A 16,782-nucleotide genomic window follows, 5' to 3' on the forward strand; every position below is an offset into this window, starting at 1 on the left:
GGGCGCTCAGTAGGCGAAGGACAGCGGTCGGTCGGTGTCGTCGGGCTCCTGGGCCTCGGGCGACTCGTCGCGGACGGAGTCCGGGACCCCCTCGACCGCGTACCGGTGCATGAGCCGGTACCAGACGACGGCGAGCACCGCGTAGACCAGCGTGAGCACGATCATCGACGTGAGGATCACGCCCGCCGGTACCGCCGTGGAGACGCCGCGCTCGGTGAGGAGGCGCACCTGGTCGATGCCCGTCGGGTTCGGCGCCACCACCCAGGGCTGACGCCCCACCTCCGTGAAGATCCACCCGAAGGAGCAGGCGAGGAACGGCGTCGGGATCGCGAGGAGGCCGAGCCTGCTCAGCCAGATGCTGTCGCTCACCCTGCCCTTGCGCGTGGCCCACAGCGCCGTGAGGGCGAGCGCCAGGGAGAACACGGCCAGGCCGATCATGAGCCGGAACGACCAGTACGTGATGGCCAGCGGCGGCGTGTAGGTGACGGGCTCGCCCGACGCCGTGACGTCGCCGTACCGCTCGGTGTACTGCTCCTGCACGTCGTACACGCCGGGCAGGTAGGACTCGGGGCCGGAGAAGTGGCCGGTGCCCAGGAAGCTGGTGACACCCGGCACGGAGATCAGGTGGTCCACGTCCTCGCACCCCGCGTACAGGGGGCCGACCGCCAGGATGGAGAACTCGGCGGCCTCGGTGCCCTCGCACAGGGCCTCGGCCGACGACATCTTGCCGGGCTGCTGCTCGTACATGAGCTTGCCCTGCAGGTCGCCCGACCAGATCACGCCGGCGCCGGCGATGATCATGGTCCAGACGCCGACGAGCACCGCGGGCCGGTAGACGGTGCGGGCCTTCTCGACGTTCTCCGTCTTCCTGCTGCGCACCAGCCGCACCATCCACCAGGTGGCGACGCCGCAGACGAACGTGCCGGCCGTGAGGAACGCGGCGCTGATGGTGTGCGGGAACGCGGCCCAGAGCGTGTTGTTCGTCAGGACCGCGCCGATCGACTCCATCTCGGCGCGGCCGGTCTCCTCGTTGAAGATCGTGCCGACGGGGTGCTGCATCCACGAGTTCGCCGCGAGGATGAAGAACGCCGACAGGTTGGTGGCGAGGGCGAACAGCCAGATGGACGCCAGGTGGATCTTCTTGGACACCCGGTCCCAGCCGAAGATCCACACGCCGAGGAAGACGGACTCGACGAAGAAGGCCGCCAGGGCCTCCATCGCGAGCGGGGCGCCGAAGACGTCGCCGACGAAGCGGGAGTACTCGCTCCACGCCATGCCGAACTGGAACTCCTGCCAGATGCCCGTGACCACGCCCAGGGCGAAGTTGATGAGCAGGAGCTTGCCGAAGAACTTGGTCAGCCGGAGCCAGCGCTCCTTCTTGGTGACGACCCACGCCGTCTGCATCCCGGCGACCAGCGGCGCGAGGCCGATCGTCAGGGGCACGAAGATGAAGTGGTAGACGGTGGTGATGGCGAACTGCCAGCGGGCCAGTGCGAGGGCGTCCACGGGTTCTCCTGTTACTCGTGCGAGTCGTGATTCGACGGTATGACCACCTGTCCGCGACCGCACGACCAGGGCGATCGTCGCCACAAGCGAGCATTCGTGAAGACTTTCACGATCTTGGTCGTGAAGGTCTTCACAAGTCAAACCGGAGGCCGTCACGGCGTGCCGCGCGGCGTCGGGTCACGCGTCGGGCCGCACAGGATGCGATACTGGTCCGAAGCCGTCCTGGCCCACATCCCGGGGCGGCCCACGAGCTCGCAGCACTCGCGATCCGCACGCGATGCCGCCGCCAGGCACGAGGCCGGGCGGCGGGCGTCCGCGAAGAGCGCGGTGCCGCAGCCGGAACCGAGACTTCCGTCGGCCGGCGCGCTGAGCAGCGCGCACGTCCGACGACGACCACCGGTGGCCCGCACGTGTGGGGGCGGGGCCGCCGGAGCTGGAGCGCCTTCCGTGACGTCCGACACCCCGACCGACGCACAGCCCGTCGAGCAGGGCCGCAAGCCCGCCCGCCGGCGCGCCACCCGGCCCGCCGCCGCCCCGAAGGGCCCGCAGGCCGAGCAGGCCGCGAGCCCGGCGGCCGCGACCGAGGCAGCGCCCTCGTCGACCGCGTCGTCCGCCCTCGCCGATCTCGTGCTGCCGGAGCGTGCCGACGCCCGCGCCGGGTCGACCGCGAGCGGCGCCTCGGCGCTCTCCGCCATCGTCCTGCCGGAGGGGCCCGCCGGTCGCGCGTCCGACGACGCCGCCGATAAGCCCGCCCGGACCCGGCGTCGTGCCACCCGCAGCACGGGCGCGCAGCGCGCAGCCGAGCCTGCCGCCGCCGAGCCGACCGCCGCGGAGCCGACGGCCGAGGCCGCGCCCAAGGGTCGCACCCGCACCCGCCGCGCCACGGCGCCGAAGGCCGAGGCACCCGCCGCGCCGGACACGACGGCGGACACGGTCGAGGGCGACGCGCAGGCCGACGTCGCGGAGACGGCCCCGGCGGCCGAGGCGCCGGCGAAGAAGACCACCACGCGCAAGAGCGCCGGCGCCGGCAAGGCCACGGAGAAGACGGCGGCACGGACCACGCAGAAGACCACGGAGAAGTCGGCGGAGAAGCCCGCGAAGAAGACCGCGAAGCCGGCCACGGAGACGCCGGTCGAGCAGGCCGCGGCCCCGGCGGAGCAGCCCGCAGAGGCCGCCGCGGAGAAGTCCGCGCCGCGCTCGCCCGCCGCGACGGGTGGCGGGTCGGTCACGCCGCGTCTCGCGACGACCGCCGTGCTGTTCCAGGCCCCCGACCTGTCGACCGCGCGCCGTTCGCGCCGCGCGCAGGCCCCCGCCGGCCCGCCCCGCCCGCACGACGCCCCGGCCGAGAGCGCGCCTGCCGAGAGCGCGTCGGTCGAGCCCGAGGCCGCGAGCAGCGCGCCCGAGCCGGCCCCGGCTGCCGAGTCGTCGACGGTCGAGGCCCCGCGCACCCGGTCGCGCCGTGCCACGCGCGGTACCCGCGCCGCCAAGGCCGCCGAGCCCGCCGAGCAGGTGGCGCCGACCGCCGACGCGGCACCGGTCGGGTCGGCGACCGAGTCGCCCGCCGAGTCGCCGGTCGAGCCGCAGGCGCCCGCCGAGCCGGTCACGGATGTCGAGCTCAGCGAGGACGAGGCCGCCGCGGTCGAGGAGGTCGGCGCGATCGAGTCCGAGCTCGTGGCCGAGGGCGTCGAGCTCGTCGACCTGGGCCCGGAGGACCTGAGCGACGAGGACGGCGAGGACGACGAGATCCGCCCGCGCCGTCGGCGTCGCCGGGGTGGTCGCGGCCGCCGGGGCGGACGCCGTCCCGAGGGCGAGGCGGGCTCCGACGCCGACCTCGACGAGGGAGGCTCCGAGAGCGACCGCGAGGACGAGGGCGTGGCCGACGGTGACGCCGGCGCGCCGGGCGAGGACCAGGCGGACGAGCACGCGGACGACCGCGCCGACGAGGACACCGACGAGCAGGGTGAGGACGACGGCGGCGAGTCCGCCTCGAGCCGTCGCCGTCGCCGCCGTCGCCGCGGCACCCGCCAGGAGCGGGCCGAGGCTGCCGTCGCGCGCACGCGCGACCGGGACGAGGTCACGGCGCTCAAGGGCTCGACCCGCCTCGAGGCGAAGCGTCAGCGCCGCCGCGAGGGGCGTGACGCCGGCCGCCGCCGCCAGATCATCACGGAGGCGGAGTTCCTCGCGCGCCGCGAGTCGGTGACGCGGTCGATGGTCGTGCGCGAGCGCGACGGCCGCACCCAGATCGCCGTGCTCGAGGACGGCGTCCTCGTGGAGCACTACGTCTCGCAGCAGTCGCAGGCGTCGATGGTGGGCAACGTCTACCTCGGCCGCGTGCAGAACGTGCTGCCCAGCATGGAGGCCGCGTTCGTCGACGTCGGCAAGGGTCGCAACGCCGTCCTGTACGCCGGCGAGGTGAACTGGGACGCCGCGGGCCTCGAGGGCCAGCCGCGCCGCATCGAGGAGGCCCTCAAGTCGGGCGACTCCGTGCTGGTCCAGGTCACCAAGGACCCGATCGGGCACAAGGGCGCCCGCCTGACCTCGCAGGTCACGCTCGCCGGCCGCTACCTCGTGTTCGTGCCGGGCGGCGGCATGACCGGCATCAGCCGGAAGCTGCCCGACACCGAGCGCAGCCGGCTCAAGAAGATCCTGCGCGACGTCGTGCCCGAGGGCGCCGGCGTCATCGTGCGCACCGCCGCGGAGGGCGCGAGCGAGGCCGAGCTGCGGGCCGACGTCGAGCGGCTCGAGTCCCAGTGGGCCGCGATCCAGAAGAAGGCGAAGTCCGCCAGCGCCCCGGCGCTGCTGCAGGGTGAGCCCGACCTCGCGATCCGCGTCGTCCGCGACATCTTCAACGACGACTTCTCGTCGCTGCAGATCCAGGGCCAGGGTGCGTGGGACGAGATCGCCCAGTACGTCGAGGAGCTCGCGCCCGACCTGCGCGACCGCGTCACGAAGTGGACCGAGAACACCGACGTGTTCGCCGTGCACCGCGTGGACGAGCAGCTCGCCAAGGGCATGGACCGCAAGGTCTGGCTGCCGTCGGGCGGCTCGCTGGTCATCGACCGCACCGAGGCGATGACCGTCATCGACGTCAACACCGGCAAGTTCACCGGCGCCGGCGGCACCCTCGAGGAGACCGTCACGCGGAACAACCTCGAGGCTGCCGAGGAGATCGTGCGCCAGCTGCGGCTGCGCGACATCGGCGGCATCGTCGTCATCGACTTCATCGACATGGTGCTCGAGTCGAACCGCGACCTGGTGCTGCGCCGGCTCGTGGAGTGCCTGGGGCGTGACCGCACCAAGCACCAGGTCGCCGAGGTCACGTCGCTCGGCCTCGTGCAGATGACCCGCAAGCGCGTCGGCCAGGGCCTGGTGGAGGCGTTCTCCGAGACCTGCGAGCACTGCAAGGGCCGCGGGTTCATCGTGCACAGCGAGCCGATCGAGAAGGGCGGTGCCCACCAGCACCACGACGGCGACCAGGGCGAGGCGTCGAAGCGGTCGCGCCGCAAGCGCGGTGGCAAGCAGGCGGAGTCGGCGTCCCCGGCCGCCGCGGCCGAGGTGCCGACCCTGCCCGAGGACCGCTCCGAGGCGCGCGAGGCCGTCAAGGCCACGCTCGCCACGATCGCGGCCGCGGCGGCGCACGCCCACGAGCACGAGCACGACGCGCCCGGCGCCAAGGACACGGCGACGGACACGACGACGGACTCGGCGAAGGACTCGGCGAAGGGCGCCGAGAAGGACTCCGCCCCGGCGCAGAAGGCGCCCGCCGCGGAGGTTCCGGCCGCCGACGTCCCGGCCCCGCTGGAGCTGCCGGAGCCGGTGGAGCCCACGGCCGTGACGCCCGTCGCGCCGGAGACGCTCATCGAGCTGCCCGAGCGGAAGCCCGAGCCCGAGGCGGCCCCCGAGCCGGCCGCGAAGCCCGCGAAGAAGGCTCCGCGCCGTGCGCGGAAAGGAGCCGGAGCCCCGAAGCCTGCTCAGTCGGGTGCTGGGGAGGCTGCGGCCGCGGGAGTGACCGGCACCGAATGAGCCGAATGACCTGACCGCGAGGTCGACGGGAGGGCCCGGGGGCGATGTCCACGACATCGCCTCCGGGCCCTGTCGTGTCGTCGGGGCGTGTCATGCTCGGGCCATGACGGGCGACGAGCGCGGCGGACGGCTCGAGGTGATCGCCGGGCCGATGTTCGCCGGCAAGACGGAGGAGCTGGTGCGTCGCGTGCACCGGGCGCAGGTGGCGCGCCGGGGGGTGCTCGTCGTCGCGCACGAGCTCGACACGCGCAGCGGGCCCGGCCGGGTGGCGTCCCACTCCGGGCTGGCGGTGCCCTCGCGCAGCGTCCGGGCGGCGGCGGAGATCCCGGCGCTCCTGACGGCGGGCACGGAGCTGCTCGCCGTGGACGAGGCGCAGTTCTTCGGCCCCGACCTGGTGGACGTGGCGACGGAGCTCGCCGACGCGGGCGTCGTGGTCGTGGTCGCGGGCCTGTCGGTGACCTTCGACGGCCGCCCGTTCGCCCCGCTGCCCGCCCTGATGGCCGTGGCGGAGTCGGTCACGAAGCTCACGGCGGTGTGCACGGTCTGCGGGCGGGACGCGGCGTTCCACGTCCGGTCCGGGGCGACGCCGGCCGACGACGCGCTGGCGCCGACGCCCGGGCACGTGGGTGGGTCCGAGTCGTACGAGGCGCGCTGTCGCCGGCACCGGGCGGGGTGACGCCGGCCGGGGCGTGGGTCAGCGTCGTCCGAGCTGCTGCCGCATCGGGCAGTCGAACGGGTCGCGAGCGGCCAGCCCGACCTCGTTGAGGTAGCGCACGACAATCGCGTACGAGCGCAGCAGCGAGGTCTCGGTGTACGGCATCCCGAGCCGCGCGCAGTGCTCGCGGACGATCAGCCGGGCACGCGCGAGGTGGGGGCGGGGCATGCTCGGGAACAGGTGGTGCTCGACCTGGAGGTTGAGCCCGCCCATGAGCACGCTCATCCAGGCGCCCCCGCGCACGTTGCGGGAGGTGAGCACCTGCTTCGACAGGAAGTCGATCCGGCTGCCCTCGGGGATCATGGTCATGCCCTTGTGGTTGGGCGCGAAGGTCGCACCCATGTAGACGCCGAAGACGGCGAGCTGCACGCCGAGGAAGGCGAACCCGAGGCCGAGCGGCAGCCACCAGAAGATCACGGCGACGTACAGGGTCAGCCGCGCGACGATGGTGACGAGCTCTCGCCGTCGGGACGCCCGGTCCTCCGGGGGGCCGGTCAGCAGCGACCGGACGGCGGTGACGTGCAGGTTGAGTCCCTCGAGGGTGAGGAGGGGGAAGAAGAGCCACCCCTGCCGGCGGGTGATCGCGCCGAGGAACCCGCGGTGGTCCGCGGCCGCCTCCTCGGTGAAGGAGATGACGCCGGGCGCGACGTCGGGGTCCTTGCCCACCTGGTTGGGGTTGGCGTGGTGGCGGGTGTGCTTCGTCATCCACCACGAGTAGCTGATGCCGACCACGGCGTTCGCCAGGATGCGGCCGACGCGGTCGTTGAGCGGCCCGGACGCGAAGACCTGGCGGTGGGCCGTCTCGTGGGTGACGAAGGCCAGCTGCGTGAGCACGATGCCCAGCGCGGCCGCGACGAGGAGCTGGAGCCACGAGTCGCGCAGCAGCACGAAGCCCGTCACCACGCCGCCCAGCGCCAGGAGGAGGACCAGGCCGTTGACGAGGTAGTAGCCGTACGCCCGGCGCAGCAGGCCGGCGTCGCGGACCTCCTTGGACAGGGCCCCGTAGGTGCTGGTGAAGCGCGTCGCGGCACCGCCGCGGACGGAGGTGGCCTGGGGGGCGGCCGGGACGACTGTGGGCATGCGTGCCTCGCAGGGGTCGGGGTCGACTTCCCAGCCGGGGGATGAGCAGACGCTCGGTGATGCGGATGACTCGAGCCTACGGAGCCGTAGGTTCAGGACAAGGGGGATGTCCCCCGAGTGCGAGGGGGTGCTCGACGGTCAGTCCTCCACGAGCGGCACGAACGAGTAGGTCCCGTGCTCCGAGGTCCGCACCACGCCGCGCTCGTCCCGGGTCACGAGCACCATCACGTGGCGCACGGGGATGACCATCCGGCCGCCGGGAGCGACCTGGTCCACCAGCTCCGCAGGCAGCCGGGTGGGCGCGGCCGACACCAGCACCCGCTCCCACCCACCGGCGCGCGGGGCACCGAGGCGGCCGGGGACGGCGAGCGCCACCCGGGCCCAGGGCATGCCGGCGCGCCGCACGTTGGCCGCGCCCCAGGCGGCGAGGTCCGCGCGTCGTTCGAGCCCGAGCACGGACCCGGTGGGCCCGACGAGCCGCGCCAGCAGCGCCGTCGTCCAGCCGGAGCCGGACCCGACGTCGAGCACGTCCGCGCCCACCGGGACGTCGAGGAGCCGGAGCATCGCCGCGACGGTCGACGGCTGCGAGCACGTCTGGCCGTGCCCGATCTCGACCGGGCTGTCGGCCTCCGCCCACCGGGCGGCCCCGCGGGGCAGGAAGCCGTGGCGGTCGACGTCGCGCAGGGCCGCCGTCACCGCGTCGTCGACGCCCCCGGACCCCGTCGGCAGGTCGGCACGCCCCGTCCGTCCGGTCATCTCCCCATCGTCGCCCCGCTGCGCCCCCGACACCGGCCGAGCGGCCTCTCCGTGCCGGCGCCGCCGGGCGAGCAGCCTCGGTCGGGTCGACGATCGAGGGGACGGCCGGCGACGGACGTCGGCCCGCCCGAGGGAGGACGACATGGCAGGCACGGTCGCGCGCGTCACGGAGATCACGGCCCGGTCGGACACGAGCTTCGAGGACGCGATCCGCGTCGGGCTCGAGCGGGCGGGGCAGACGGTCCGCCAGATCACCGGGGCGTGGGTCAAGGAGCAGAAGGTCGAGGTGTCGGACGGCGCGATCGTCGCGTGGCAGGTCGACCTGCAGGTCACGTTCGTCCTCGACGGCTGACGGGGCACGGGGCGGCAGGACCCGTCGTGGGCCACGTCACGGCTGCCCGCGGGAGCAGACGTTTGAACCGATCGGCGCCGTGACGTAGTCTTGGACGTCGGCGCGCCTGTGGCGTGCCAGTCCCGTGTGCCCACGACGCACCGCACTCGACCGCCGCGGCGGGCCGAGTTGCAGACCAAGTCGGTGATGAACGTGGTGCGGCATGCCCAGACCAGGAGAGATGAGCAGCAACGTGGTGTACGCGATCGTCAAGGCCGGTGGCCGTCAGGAGAAGGTGTCCGTCGGGGACATCGTCGTCATGGACCGAGTCAAGGCCCAGGCCGGTGACACGGTGGAGCTGCCCGCTCTGCTTCTGGTGGACGGGGAGAAGGTGACCACCGACGCCGCGAAGCTGGCGAAGGTCAAGGTCACGGCTGAGGTCGTGCGGGACGAGAAGGGCCCGAAGATCACGATCCTCAAGTACAAGAACAAGACCGGCTACCGCAAGCGCCAGGGTCACCGCCAGTCGCTGACCCGCCTCAAGGTCACCGGCATCAAGTGACCCCGCCGGGCCGAGCGCGACACCCGCAGCACGGCCCACGGCACGGATCCCCTCGTTCTTCGCAGAAAGCAGGTCTGACAGATGGCACACAAGAAGGGCGCGAGCTCCTCGCGCAACGGTCGTGACTCGAACGCCAAGTCCCTCGGCGTCAAGCGCTACGGCGGCCAGGCCGTCAAGGCCGGCGAGATCATCGTCCGCCAGCGTGGCACCCACTTCCACCCCGGCGAGAACGTCGGCCGTGGCGGCGACGACACGCTGTTCGCGCTGACCGCCGGTTCGGTGGCCTTCGCGACGCGTCGCGGCCGCAAGGTCGTCGACATCGTCGCGGCCGAGGTCTGAGCCGCACACACTTCCCCGACTCCCACCCGAGTCGACGACGAGGGGCGCACCGTCGCGGTGCGCCCCTCGTCGCTTTGCCTGAGAGGATCTGACCATGGCCAGCTTCGTCGATCGCGTGGTGCTGCACGCCGTGGGCGGTGACGGCGGCCACGGCGTCGCGTCGATCCGCCGCGAGAAGTTCAAGCCCCTGGCGGGCCCCGACGGCGGCAACGGTGGCGACGGCGGGACGGTGAAGCTCGTCGTGGACCCGCAGGTGACGACGCTGCTCGAGTACCACCACTCGCCGCACCGCCGCGCGGCCAACGGCACCCAGGGCATGGGCGACGACCGCGACGGCGCCAACGGGGGCGACCTCGTGCTGGGCGTGCCCGACGGCACCGTGGTCAAGGACCGCGACGGGAACCTGCTGGCAGACCTCGTGGGCGCGGGCGCCGAGTACGTGATCGCCCAGGGGGGCCGCGGCGGCCTCGGCAACCGCGCGCTCGCCTCCCCGAAGCGCAAGGCGCCGGGCTTCGCGCTGCTCGGCGAGCCGGGCGAGGAGCGCGACGTCGTCCTCGAGCTGAAGACGATCGCCGACGTCGCGCTGGTGGGGTACCCGAGCGCCGGCAAGTCGTCGCTGGTCGCGGCGATCTCGGCCGCGCGTCCCAAGATCGCGGACTACCCGTTCACGACGCTCGTGCCCAATCTGGGTGTGGTCCAGGCGGGGGAGACCCGTTACACCGTGGCCGACGTGCCGGGGCTCATCCCCGGCGCCAGCGAGGGCAAGGGCCTCGGCCTGGAGTTCCTGCGGCACGTCGAGCGCACCGCCGTGCTCGTGCACGTGCTCGACTGCGCCACCCTCGAGCCGGGCCGCGACCCGCTCAGCGACCTCGACGTCATCGAGGCCGAGCTCGCCGCCTACGCCGGCGACCTCGACATCGAGGGCGGGCGGGTGCCGCTCACCGAGCGGCCGCGCCTCGTCGTGCTCAACAAGATCGACGTGCCCGAGGCGCGCGAGCTCGCCGAGCTCGTGCGGCCCGACCTCGAGGCGCGGGGCCTGCGGGTCTTCGAGGTCTCGACCGCCAGCCACGAGGGCCTGCGCCCGCTCACCTTCGCGCTCGGCGAGCTGGTCGAGCGCGCCCGCGCGGCCGCCCCCGCGCCGGAGCCCACGCGCGTCGTCCTGCGCCCGCGGGCGGTCGACGAGTCCGGCTTCACGGTCACCGCGAAGAAGGACCACGAGGGCGTCTACTACGAGGTCCGCGGCTCCAAGCCGGAACGCTGGGTGCGGCAGACCGACTTCAACAACGACGAGGCCGTCGGGTTCCTCGCCGACCGGCTCGCGAAGCTGGGCGTGGAGGAGAGGCTCCTCAAGGCCGGGGCCGTCGCGGGCGACGAGGTGCGCATCGGCGACCCGAGCAACGCCGTCGTCTTCGACTGGGAGCCCACCCTCGTCACCGGCCCGGAGCTGCTGGGCGCGCGCGGCACCGACCTGCGCCTCGACGAGAGCGCACGGCCGACCCGCGGGGAGAAGCGTCGGGAGCACCAGGAGCGCATGGACGCCAAGACGGAGGCGCGCCGCGAGCTGTGGACGGAGCGTCAGTCGGGCCACTGGACGGACCCCGACGACGCGTGACGGCGGATCCGGCGAGAATGCCGGGGTGAACGCCGCCACCTCCCGTGCCAGCCTGCCCACGGCGCACCGGATCGTCGTCAAGATCGGCTCGTCGTCGCTCACGGGCCCGGACGGGCACCTCGACCTCGCGGCGCTGCGCTCGCTCGTCGACGTGCTGGCCGCGCGGGTGACGGCCGGCGCCCAGGTGGTGCTGGTGTCCTCGGGCGCGATCGCCGCCGGCATCGGGCCGCTCGGGCTCAGCGCCCGGCCCCGCGACGTCGCGACCATGCAGGCCGCGGCGATGCTCGGCCAGGGCCAGCTGGTGGCCCGGTACACCGAGGCGTTCGCCGCGCACGGGCTGCAGATCGGCCAGGTGCTGCTCACCGCGGAGGACACGGTGCGGCGGTCGCGGTACCGCAACGCGCAGCGCTCCCTGGAGCGGCTCCTCGCGCTCGGTGTCGTGCCGGTCGTCAACGAGAACGACGCGGTCACCACGGACGAGCTCACGTTCGGCGACAACGACCGGCTGGCCGCGCTCGTCTCGCACCTGGTGCGCGCCGACGCGATGGTGCTGCTCACCGACGTCGACGGCCTGCACGACGCGCCCCCGTCGCGCCCCGGCGCCAGGCGCATCGCGCACGTCGCCGACCTCGCCGACCTCGCGGGGGTCGAGGTCACCGCGCGCGGCAGCGCGGTCGGCACGGGGGGTATGGTCACCAAGCTCGAGTCGGCACGGATCGCGACCGGCGCCGGCGTGCCCGTCGTGCTCACCAGCGCGCGGAACGTCGCCGCCGCGCTGGCGGGCGAGGACGTCGGCACGTTCTTCGCGGTCACCGGGCGGCGCACGACGGCGCGGCGGCTGTGGATCGCCCACGCGGCCCGGTCGCACGGTCGGCTGCATCTCGACGCCGGCGCGGCGCGGGCGGTGCTCGGCGGCCGCGCGTCGCTGCTGCCCGCCGGCGTCACGCGTGTCGAGGGCACGTTCGAGGCGGGAGACCCGGTCGAGCTGGTGGCGCCGGACGGTGCGGTCGTGGCACGCGGGCTCGTCGCGTTCGACTCGGGCGAGCTGCCCGGCCTGCTCGGGCGGTCGACGTTCGACCTGCGCGCCGAGCTGGGGGAGGGGTACGACCGGGAGGTCGTGCACCGCGACGACCTGGTGCTCGAGCACCGGCGATGAGCTCCGGGCGTCCGCCTCTCCTCACCCCGTCCCTCCTGGTGAGAGGGGTCTGCCGCCGGGAGCGCCGTCGTCGTACGCTCGGGGGATGACCACGACCCTCACGGAGGACCTGGCTGCGGGCGCCGCGGGCGCCGGGGCGGCCGACGACGTCACGGCCGCCGTGCGCGACGTCGCGCGCCGGGCCCAGATCGCGTCGCGGACGCTCGCCACCGCGGCCCGGGCCACCAAGGACGCGGCGCTGCACGCGCTGGCCGACGCGCTCGAGGCCGCCGCCGACGAGATCGTCACGGCGAACGCCGACGACCTCGCCCGCGGGCGGGAGCACGGGCTGAGCGACGGGCTGCTCGACCGGCTGGCGCTCACGCCGGCGCGCGTCGGCGCCATCGCCGGTGCGCTGCGCGAGCTCGCCGGCCTGCCCGACCCGGTGGGGGAGGTGGTGCGCGGCCAGACGCTGCCGAACGGTCTGCGCCTGCGCCAGCTGCGCGTCCCGATGGGCGTGGTGGGGATGATCTACGAGGCCCGTCCCAACGTCACGGTGGACGCCGCGGGCCTGGCGCTGAAGTCGGGCAACGCGGTGATCCTGCGCGGCGGCAGCGCGGCGGCGTCGTCCAACGCGGTGATCGTCGACGTGCTGCGCCGCGCCCTGGTGGCCCAGGGGCTGCCCGCCGACCTCGTGCAGACCATCGACGCCCACGGCCGCCCCGGCGGCGTCGCGCTCATGCAGGCGCGCGGTCTGGTGGACGTGCTCGTCCCGCGCGGCGGCGCCGACCTCATCCGGACCGTGGTCGAGTCGTCGACCGTGCCGGTGATCGAGACGGGCGTCGGCAACGTGCACGTCTACGTGGACGCCACCGCCGACGTCGCGAACGCCGTCGAGATCGTCATGAACGCCAAGACGCAGCGGGTGGGCGTGTGCAACGCCGCCGAGACGCTGCTGGTGCACCGCGACGCCGCCGAGGCGTTCCTGCCCGCGGCGCTCGCGGCGCTGGGCGGGGCGGGCGTGGTGCTGCACGGCGACGCGCGCACGGTCGCCCTGGCGCCGGAGTCCGTCGAGGTGCTGCCGGCGACGGACGCGGACTGGGCCACCGAGTACCTCGCGCTGGAGCTCGCGGTGCGGGTCGTGGACTCCCTCGACGAGGCGATCGAGCACATCCGCACCTGGTCGTCGGGGCACACCGAGGCGATCCTCACCCGCGACCTCGCGGCGTCCGAGCGCTTCGTGGCCGAGGTGGACTCGGCCGCCGTGATGGTCAACGCGTCGACCCGCTTCACCGACGGCGGGGAGCTCGGCCTGGGCGCCGAGATCGGCATCTCGACGCAGAAGCTGCACGCCCGCGGCCCCATGGGGCTGGCCGAGCTGACGACCACGAAGTGGGTCGTGCACGGCGACGGGCACGTCCGGCCCGCGTGAGAGACTGACCCCCGTCCTTGCCCGTAGCGACCCGTCGCACACCCCCACGCACAGGAGGAACCCGTGCTGCACACCGCCGTCCAGGTGGCCCAGGAGGCCACCGAGCACGCCGAGTCCATCTCCCCGATCGCGATGGGTCTCCTCGCGTTCGGTGGCCTGGTCGCCGCGCTCGTGGTGACGTACGCCTTCCGCAACGTGTCCAACCGCCACCACTGACGGCTGCCGTCCGGTCAGCGTGAACGAGCCGTCGTCGCAGCCGCGCCGTCCGCGCCTGGGCGTGATGGGCGGCACCTTCGACCCCATCCACCACGGGCACCTGGTCGCCGCCAGCGAGGCGGCGGCGCTGCTCGACCTCGACGAGGTCGTGTTCGTCCCCACGGGCAAGCCGACCTTCAAGCAGCACCAGAGGGTGTCGCCGGCCGAGCACCGCTACCTCATGACGGTGATCGCGACGGCGTCGAACCCGCGGTTCACGGTGAGCCGGGTCGACATCGACCGTCCGGGCCTCACGTACACCGTCGACACCCTGCGGGACCTGCACGAGCAGCGACCCGACGCCGACCTGTTCTTCATCAGCGGCGCCGACGCGATCGAGCAGATCCTGACCTGGAAGGATGCCGCGCTGCTGTGGGAGATGGCACACTTCGTGGCTGTCACGCGGCCGGGGCACCAGCTCATGGTGGACGGCCTGCCCCACGACGGGGTCACGACGCTGGAGGTCCCGGCGCTGGCGATCTCGTCGAGCGACTGCCGTCGCCGGGCGCAGGCCGGCCAACCGGTGTGGTACCTGGTGCCGGACGGCGTGGTCCAGTACATCGCCAAGCACGGTCTGTATCGAGGTCTCGATGAGTGACAACAACCCGTCCCGCCCGCTGACCCGCCGCGAGATCCGCGAGCGGGAGCAGGCGGCCGCCGCCGCGCAGGCGAGCGCCGCTCAGCCGGCGCCCCCCGGGCCGGAGTACGGCGCTCCCGCCGTGTCGCGGTCGCCGTTCGGACCGCCCGCCGGGCAGGCGCCGGCCCCGCGGTTCCCGGCGCCGGCCACCAGCGCGCCGTCCCGGCGCTCGCTCCGTGAGCAGAGCCCGTCGCCCGCCGCCCCGGCGCCCGCGCCGATGGTGCGGCCGCCGTCCACCTCCGCCGGTGTGCGGGGCCTGGACGAGACCGGGCGCCTGGCCCCGATCCAGCGGCCCACCGGTGAGATGTCCCGCGCCGTCGCCCCGACGCCGTCGGCGCGGCCCGCCGCGGCACCGCCCAGCGCCCCGGCCGCGCCGCCCGCGCGCCCCTCGACCCGCCGCGACCACGGCGGTGCCGTGCCGGGCGCCGCCGCCGGCTTCGGTGCGGCGCCGCTGGCCCCGCAGGCCAGCGCGACGCCTCCCGCAGCTCCCCCCGCGGCCAGCCCGCCGGCCACCGTCGCGCCGCGGCCCGACGGCCCGGCGCGCCGTTCGCCGTTCGCGACGACGGGCACGACGTCGCCCTTCGGCGCCACGCCGGCGCCGCCCGCCCAGGCGGCACCGGCCGCGACGCCGCCGGCCGCCTCCACGTCGGTGGCGCCCCCGCTGCCCTGGGCGACCCCGACCACCGAGCGGCCCGCGTCCCTGCCGCCCTCGCGCCCCGCGGCGGGGGCCCCGGACCCGTCGGCGGCGCCGGAGCGACCCGCCGCGTCGCCGTTCGACGCGCTGGTCGCGTCCGAGCAGCCCGTCCGGGCCCGCTCGGCCGCGCCGCAGCCGGTCGACGAGGACGACGACGAGGACTGGGACGAGCCCGAGGCCTCGTACACCTGGCTGCACTACATCGTTCTCGTCGTCGTGGCGTTCGTGCTGGGCCTGCTGGTCTGGAGGCTGCTGCTCTCCGGCCCGGACCAGAACGAGTTCCCCGTCGACGGTGCCGCGCCCGCGGCCACCCTCTCCCTCACGTACGAGCACCCCGGAGCCGCCGCATGACCGCCAGCCCCCGCGCCGTCGAGCTGGCGGTCGTCGCCGCCCGCGCCGCGTCCGACCGCAAGGCGCAGGAGATCATCGCGCTGGACGTGAGCGACCAGCTGGTGCTCACCGACGTGTTCCTCATCGCCTCGGGCACGAACGAGCGTCAGGTCTCCGCCATCGTGGACGCGGTCGAGGAGGCGATGTTCCTCGCGGGGTCCAAGCCCATCCGCCGCGAGGGCAAGGCGCAGGCGCGCTGGGTGCTGCTCGACTTCGGCGAGGTCGTCGTCCACGTGCAGCACGCCGAGGACCGCGTGTACTACGCGCTCGAGCGGCTCTGGAAGGACTGCCCGGCGGTCGAGCTCCCGGAGGACGCGCGGGGCGGCGACGGCGCGACGGCCGCCGCCGAGTACGGCGACGGCGAGGGTGACGGCGCGATCCGCCTCGCGGGCGACGAGCGGTGACCGCCGGCACCGTCGTCCTGCTGCGCCACGCCCGTACCGCCTACAACGCCTCGCTGCGGCTCCAGGGGCAGATCGACATCCCGCTCGACGAGGTGGGCCGGTGGCAGGCGACCGAGGGCGGTGCGGCGCTCGCGTCGTCGCACCGCGCGACGCGCGTCGTGTCCTCGGACCTGGGCCGCGCCGTCGAGACCGCGACCGCGTACGCGGACGCGCTCGGCGGGGCGACCGTGCACACGGACGAGCGCCTGCGCGAGCGCGGGTTCGGCGCGTGGGAGGGCCTCACGGGGGCCGAGCTGCAGGAGCGCTGGCCGGAGGAGTACGCGGCGTGGCGCCTCGGTGCCGAGCCGGCCGGTGCGGGCGCCGAGACGAAGCCGGCGGTCGCGCAGCGCATGGCCGAGGCGGTCGCCGAGCACGCCGAGGACCTGGACGACCAGGAGACCCTCGTGGTGGTGTCGCACGGCGCGGCCATCTCGCTGGCGGTGACCGCGCTGCTCGGGCTCGACCCGGCCACCTGGCGCGGCCTGTCCGGCATGCACAACGTGCACTGGTCGCACCTGCACCGCGCGGGCGAAGGATCGGTGCCGGCCTGGCGCCTCGTGGCGCACAACGTCGGCGCGGGGTACCCCCTGGACCGTTGGCAGGCCGGCCCGGACTGGAATTTGGAACCTGGCCCGAAGTCTGCCTAAGATATCGACGTTCCGAGGGGCGCAAGCCCGGAGGAACACACCGAATCAGACGAATCGCCTGACCGTTCGCGGTCGCGAGAGTCGGTTCTCGGGGCTGTGGCGCAGCTGGTAGCGCACCTGCATGGCATGCAGGGGGTCAGGGGTTCGAGTCCCCTCAGCTCCACCCCGACGAGAAGGCCCGGAACCACATGGTTCCGGGCCTTCTTGCGTGACCAGAGGTTTCAC

Annotated in this window: 16 protein-coding genes and 1 tRNA gene; 14 read left to right on the forward strand and 3 right to left on the reverse strand. The window is 74.3% G+C overall.

Annotated features, from left to right (window positions below):
* Positions 1 to 6 precede the first annotated feature (6 nt).
* Positions 7 to 1,506 (reverse strand): cytochrome ubiquinol oxidase subunit I, encoded by a 1,500-nt coding sequence (locus ACH436_RS01050; protein ID WP_430558328.1) that lies wholly within the window; start codon positions 1,504 to 1,506, stop codon positions 7 to 9.
* 447 nt (positions 1,507 to 1,953) lie between these two features.
* On the opposite strand from ACH436_RS01050, the gene ACH436_RS01055 reads away from it, so the two are divergent.
* Positions 1,954 to 5,529 (forward strand): Rne/Rng family ribonuclease, encoded by a 3,576-nt coding sequence (locus ACH436_RS01055; protein WP_430558329.1) that lies wholly within the window; start codon positions 1,954 to 1,956, stop codon positions 5,527 to 5,529.
* Between the two features lie 103 nt (positions 5,530 to 5,632).
* Complete coding sequence (locus ACH436_RS01060) at positions 5,633 to 6,205, forward strand: thymidine kinase (protein ID WP_430558330.1); 573 nt, start codon at positions 5,633 to 5,635, stop codon at positions 6,203 to 6,205.
* Positions 6,206 to 6,223: 18 nt separating this feature from the next.
* Here the strand turns inward: ACH436_RS01060 and ACH436_RS01065 are convergent, their stop codons facing one another.
* Positions 6,224 to 7,324, reverse strand: coding sequence for a fatty acid desaturase family protein (locus ACH436_RS01065; RefSeq protein WP_430558331.1), 1,101 nt, complete (start codon positions 7,322 to 7,324; stop codon positions 6,224 to 6,226).
* Positions 7,325 to 7,462: 138 nt separating this feature from the next.
* Complete coding sequence (locus tag ACH436_RS01070; RefSeq protein WP_430558332.1) at positions 7,463 to 8,080, reverse strand: protein-L-isoaspartate O-methyltransferase; 618 nt, start codon at positions 8,078 to 8,080, stop codon at positions 7,463 to 7,465.
* Positions 8,081 to 8,222: 142 nt separating this feature from the next.
* On the opposite strand from ACH436_RS01070, the gene ACH436_RS01075 reads away from it, so the two are divergent.
* From ACH436_RS01075 to ACH436_RS01130, 12 genes are all read left to right on the forward strand, one after another.
* Positions 8,223 to 8,432, forward strand: a complete 210-nt coding sequence (locus tag ACH436_RS01075; protein ID WP_430558333.1) for a dodecin family protein — start codon at positions 8,223 to 8,225, stop codon at positions 8,430 to 8,432.
* A gap of 232 nt (positions 8,433 to 8,664) precedes the next feature.
* Entirely contained in the window at positions 8,665 to 8,973 is a 309-nt protein-coding gene (rplU, locus tag ACH436_RS01080; RefSeq protein WP_176168869.1) for a 50S ribosomal protein L21, read from the forward strand.
* Positions 8,974 to 9,054: 81 nt separating this feature from the next.
* A complete protein-coding gene (rpmA, locus tag ACH436_RS01085) occupies positions 9,055 to 9,312 on the forward strand; it encodes a 50S ribosomal protein L27 (protein ID WP_429732004.1) in 258 nt (85 codons plus the stop codon).
* 94 nt (positions 9,313 to 9,406) lie between these two features.
* The gene (gene obgE / locus ACH436_RS01090) at positions 9,407 to 10,924 is read left to right on the forward strand and encodes a GTPase ObgE (RefSeq protein WP_430558334.1); all 1,518 of its coding nucleotides are present in this window, start codon (positions 9,407 to 9,409) and stop codon (positions 10,922 to 10,924) included.
* A gap of 25 nt (positions 10,925 to 10,949) precedes the next feature.
* On the forward strand, positions 10,950 to 12,080 hold the full coding sequence (gene proB, locus ACH436_RS01095; RefSeq protein WP_430558335.1) for a glutamate 5-kinase: 1,131 nt from the start codon (positions 10,950 to 10,952) through the stop codon (positions 12,078 to 12,080).
* A gap of 85 nt (positions 12,081 to 12,165) precedes the next feature.
* Positions 12,166 to 13,491 carry a glutamate-5-semialdehyde dehydrogenase gene (locus tag ACH436_RS01100; RefSeq protein WP_430558336.1) on the forward strand — a complete coding sequence of 442 codons (1,326 nt, stop codon included), beginning with the start codon at positions 12,166 to 12,168 and terminating at the stop codon, positions 13,489 to 13,491.
* A gap of 63 nt (positions 13,492 to 13,554) precedes the next feature.
* Complete coding sequence (locus tag ACH436_RS01105; RefSeq protein ID WP_430558337.1) at positions 13,555 to 13,707, forward strand: hypothetical protein; 153 nt, start codon at positions 13,555 to 13,557, stop codon at positions 13,705 to 13,707.
* A 64-nt stretch (positions 13,708 to 13,771) separates the two neighbouring features.
* The gene (gene nadD, locus ACH436_RS01110; RefSeq protein WP_430545895.1) at positions 13,772 to 14,344 is read left to right on the forward strand and encodes a nicotinate-nucleotide adenylyltransferase; all 573 of its coding nucleotides are present in this window, start codon (positions 13,772 to 13,774) and stop codon (positions 14,342 to 14,344) included.
* A complete protein-coding gene (locus tag ACH436_RS01115) occupies positions 14,337 to 15,428 on the forward strand; it encodes a hypothetical protein (RefSeq protein WP_430558338.1) in 1,092 nt (363 codons plus the stop codon). Before nadD ends, ACH436_RS01115 begins: the two co-directional genes overlap by 8 nt.
* The gene (gene rsfS, locus ACH436_RS01120; protein WP_430558339.1) at positions 15,425 to 15,871 is read left to right on the forward strand and encodes a ribosome silencing factor; all 447 of its coding nucleotides are present in this window, start codon (positions 15,425 to 15,427) and stop codon (positions 15,869 to 15,871) included. The genes ACH436_RS01115 and rsfS overlap by 4 nt, the downstream gene beginning before the upstream one ends.
* Entirely contained in the window at positions 15,868 to 16,557 is a 690-nt protein-coding gene (locus ACH436_RS01125; RefSeq protein WP_430558340.1) for a histidine phosphatase family protein, read from the forward strand. Before rsfS ends, ACH436_RS01125 begins: the two co-directional genes overlap by 4 nt.
* A gap of 90 nt (positions 16,558 to 16,647) precedes the next feature.
* Positions 16,648 to 16,720, forward strand: a tRNA-Ala gene (locus ACH436_RS01130).
* Positions 16,721 to 16,782 lie beyond the last annotated feature (62 nt).

Source organism: Isoptericola sp. NPDC019693 (assembly GCF_044389085.1).
GTDB lineage: Bacteria > Actinomycetota > Actinomycetes > Actinomycetales > Cellulomonadaceae > Isoptericola.

Excerpts from the sequence above, each read along its gene's own strand:
- rsfS (WP_430558339.1), top strand. The coding sequence starts at position 15,425 with ATGACCGCCAGCCCCCGCGCCGTCGAGCTGGCGGTCGTCGCCGCCCGC.
- ACH436_RS01070 (WP_430558332.1), bottom strand. The coding sequence starts at position 8,080 with ATGACCGGACGGACGGGGCGTGCCGACCTGCCGACGGGGTCCGGGGGC.
- ACH436_RS01060 (WP_430558330.1), top strand. The coding sequence starts at position 5,633 with ATGACGGGCGACGAGCGCGGCGGACGGCTCGAGGTGATCGCCGGGCCG.
- nadD (WP_430545895.1), top strand. The coding sequence starts at position 13,772 with ATGGGCGGCACCTTCGACCCCATCCACCACGGGCACCTGGTCGCCGCC.
- ACH436_RS01100 (WP_430558336.1), top strand. The coding sequence starts at position 12,166 with ATGACCACGACCCTCACGGAGGACCTGGCTGCGGGCGCCGCGGGCGCC.
- obgE (WP_430558334.1), top strand. The coding sequence starts at position 9,407 with ATGGCCAGCTTCGTCGATCGCGTGGTGCTGCACGCCGTGGGCGGTGAC.
- ACH436_RS01115 (WP_430558338.1), top strand. The coding sequence starts at position 14,337 with ATGAGTGACAACAACCCGTCCCGCCCGCTGACCCGCCGCGAGATCCGC.
- rpmA (WP_429732004.1), top strand. The coding sequence starts at position 9,055 with ATGGCACACAAGAAGGGCGCGAGCTCCTCGCGCAACGGTCGTGACTCG.
- ACH436_RS01065 (WP_430558331.1), bottom strand. The coding sequence starts at position 7,324 with ATGCCCACAGTCGTCCCGGCCGCCCCCCAGGCCACCTCCGTCCGCGGC.
- ACH436_RS01075 (WP_430558333.1), top strand. The coding sequence starts at position 8,223 with ATGGCAGGCACGGTCGCGCGCGTCACGGAGATCACGGCCCGGTCGGAC.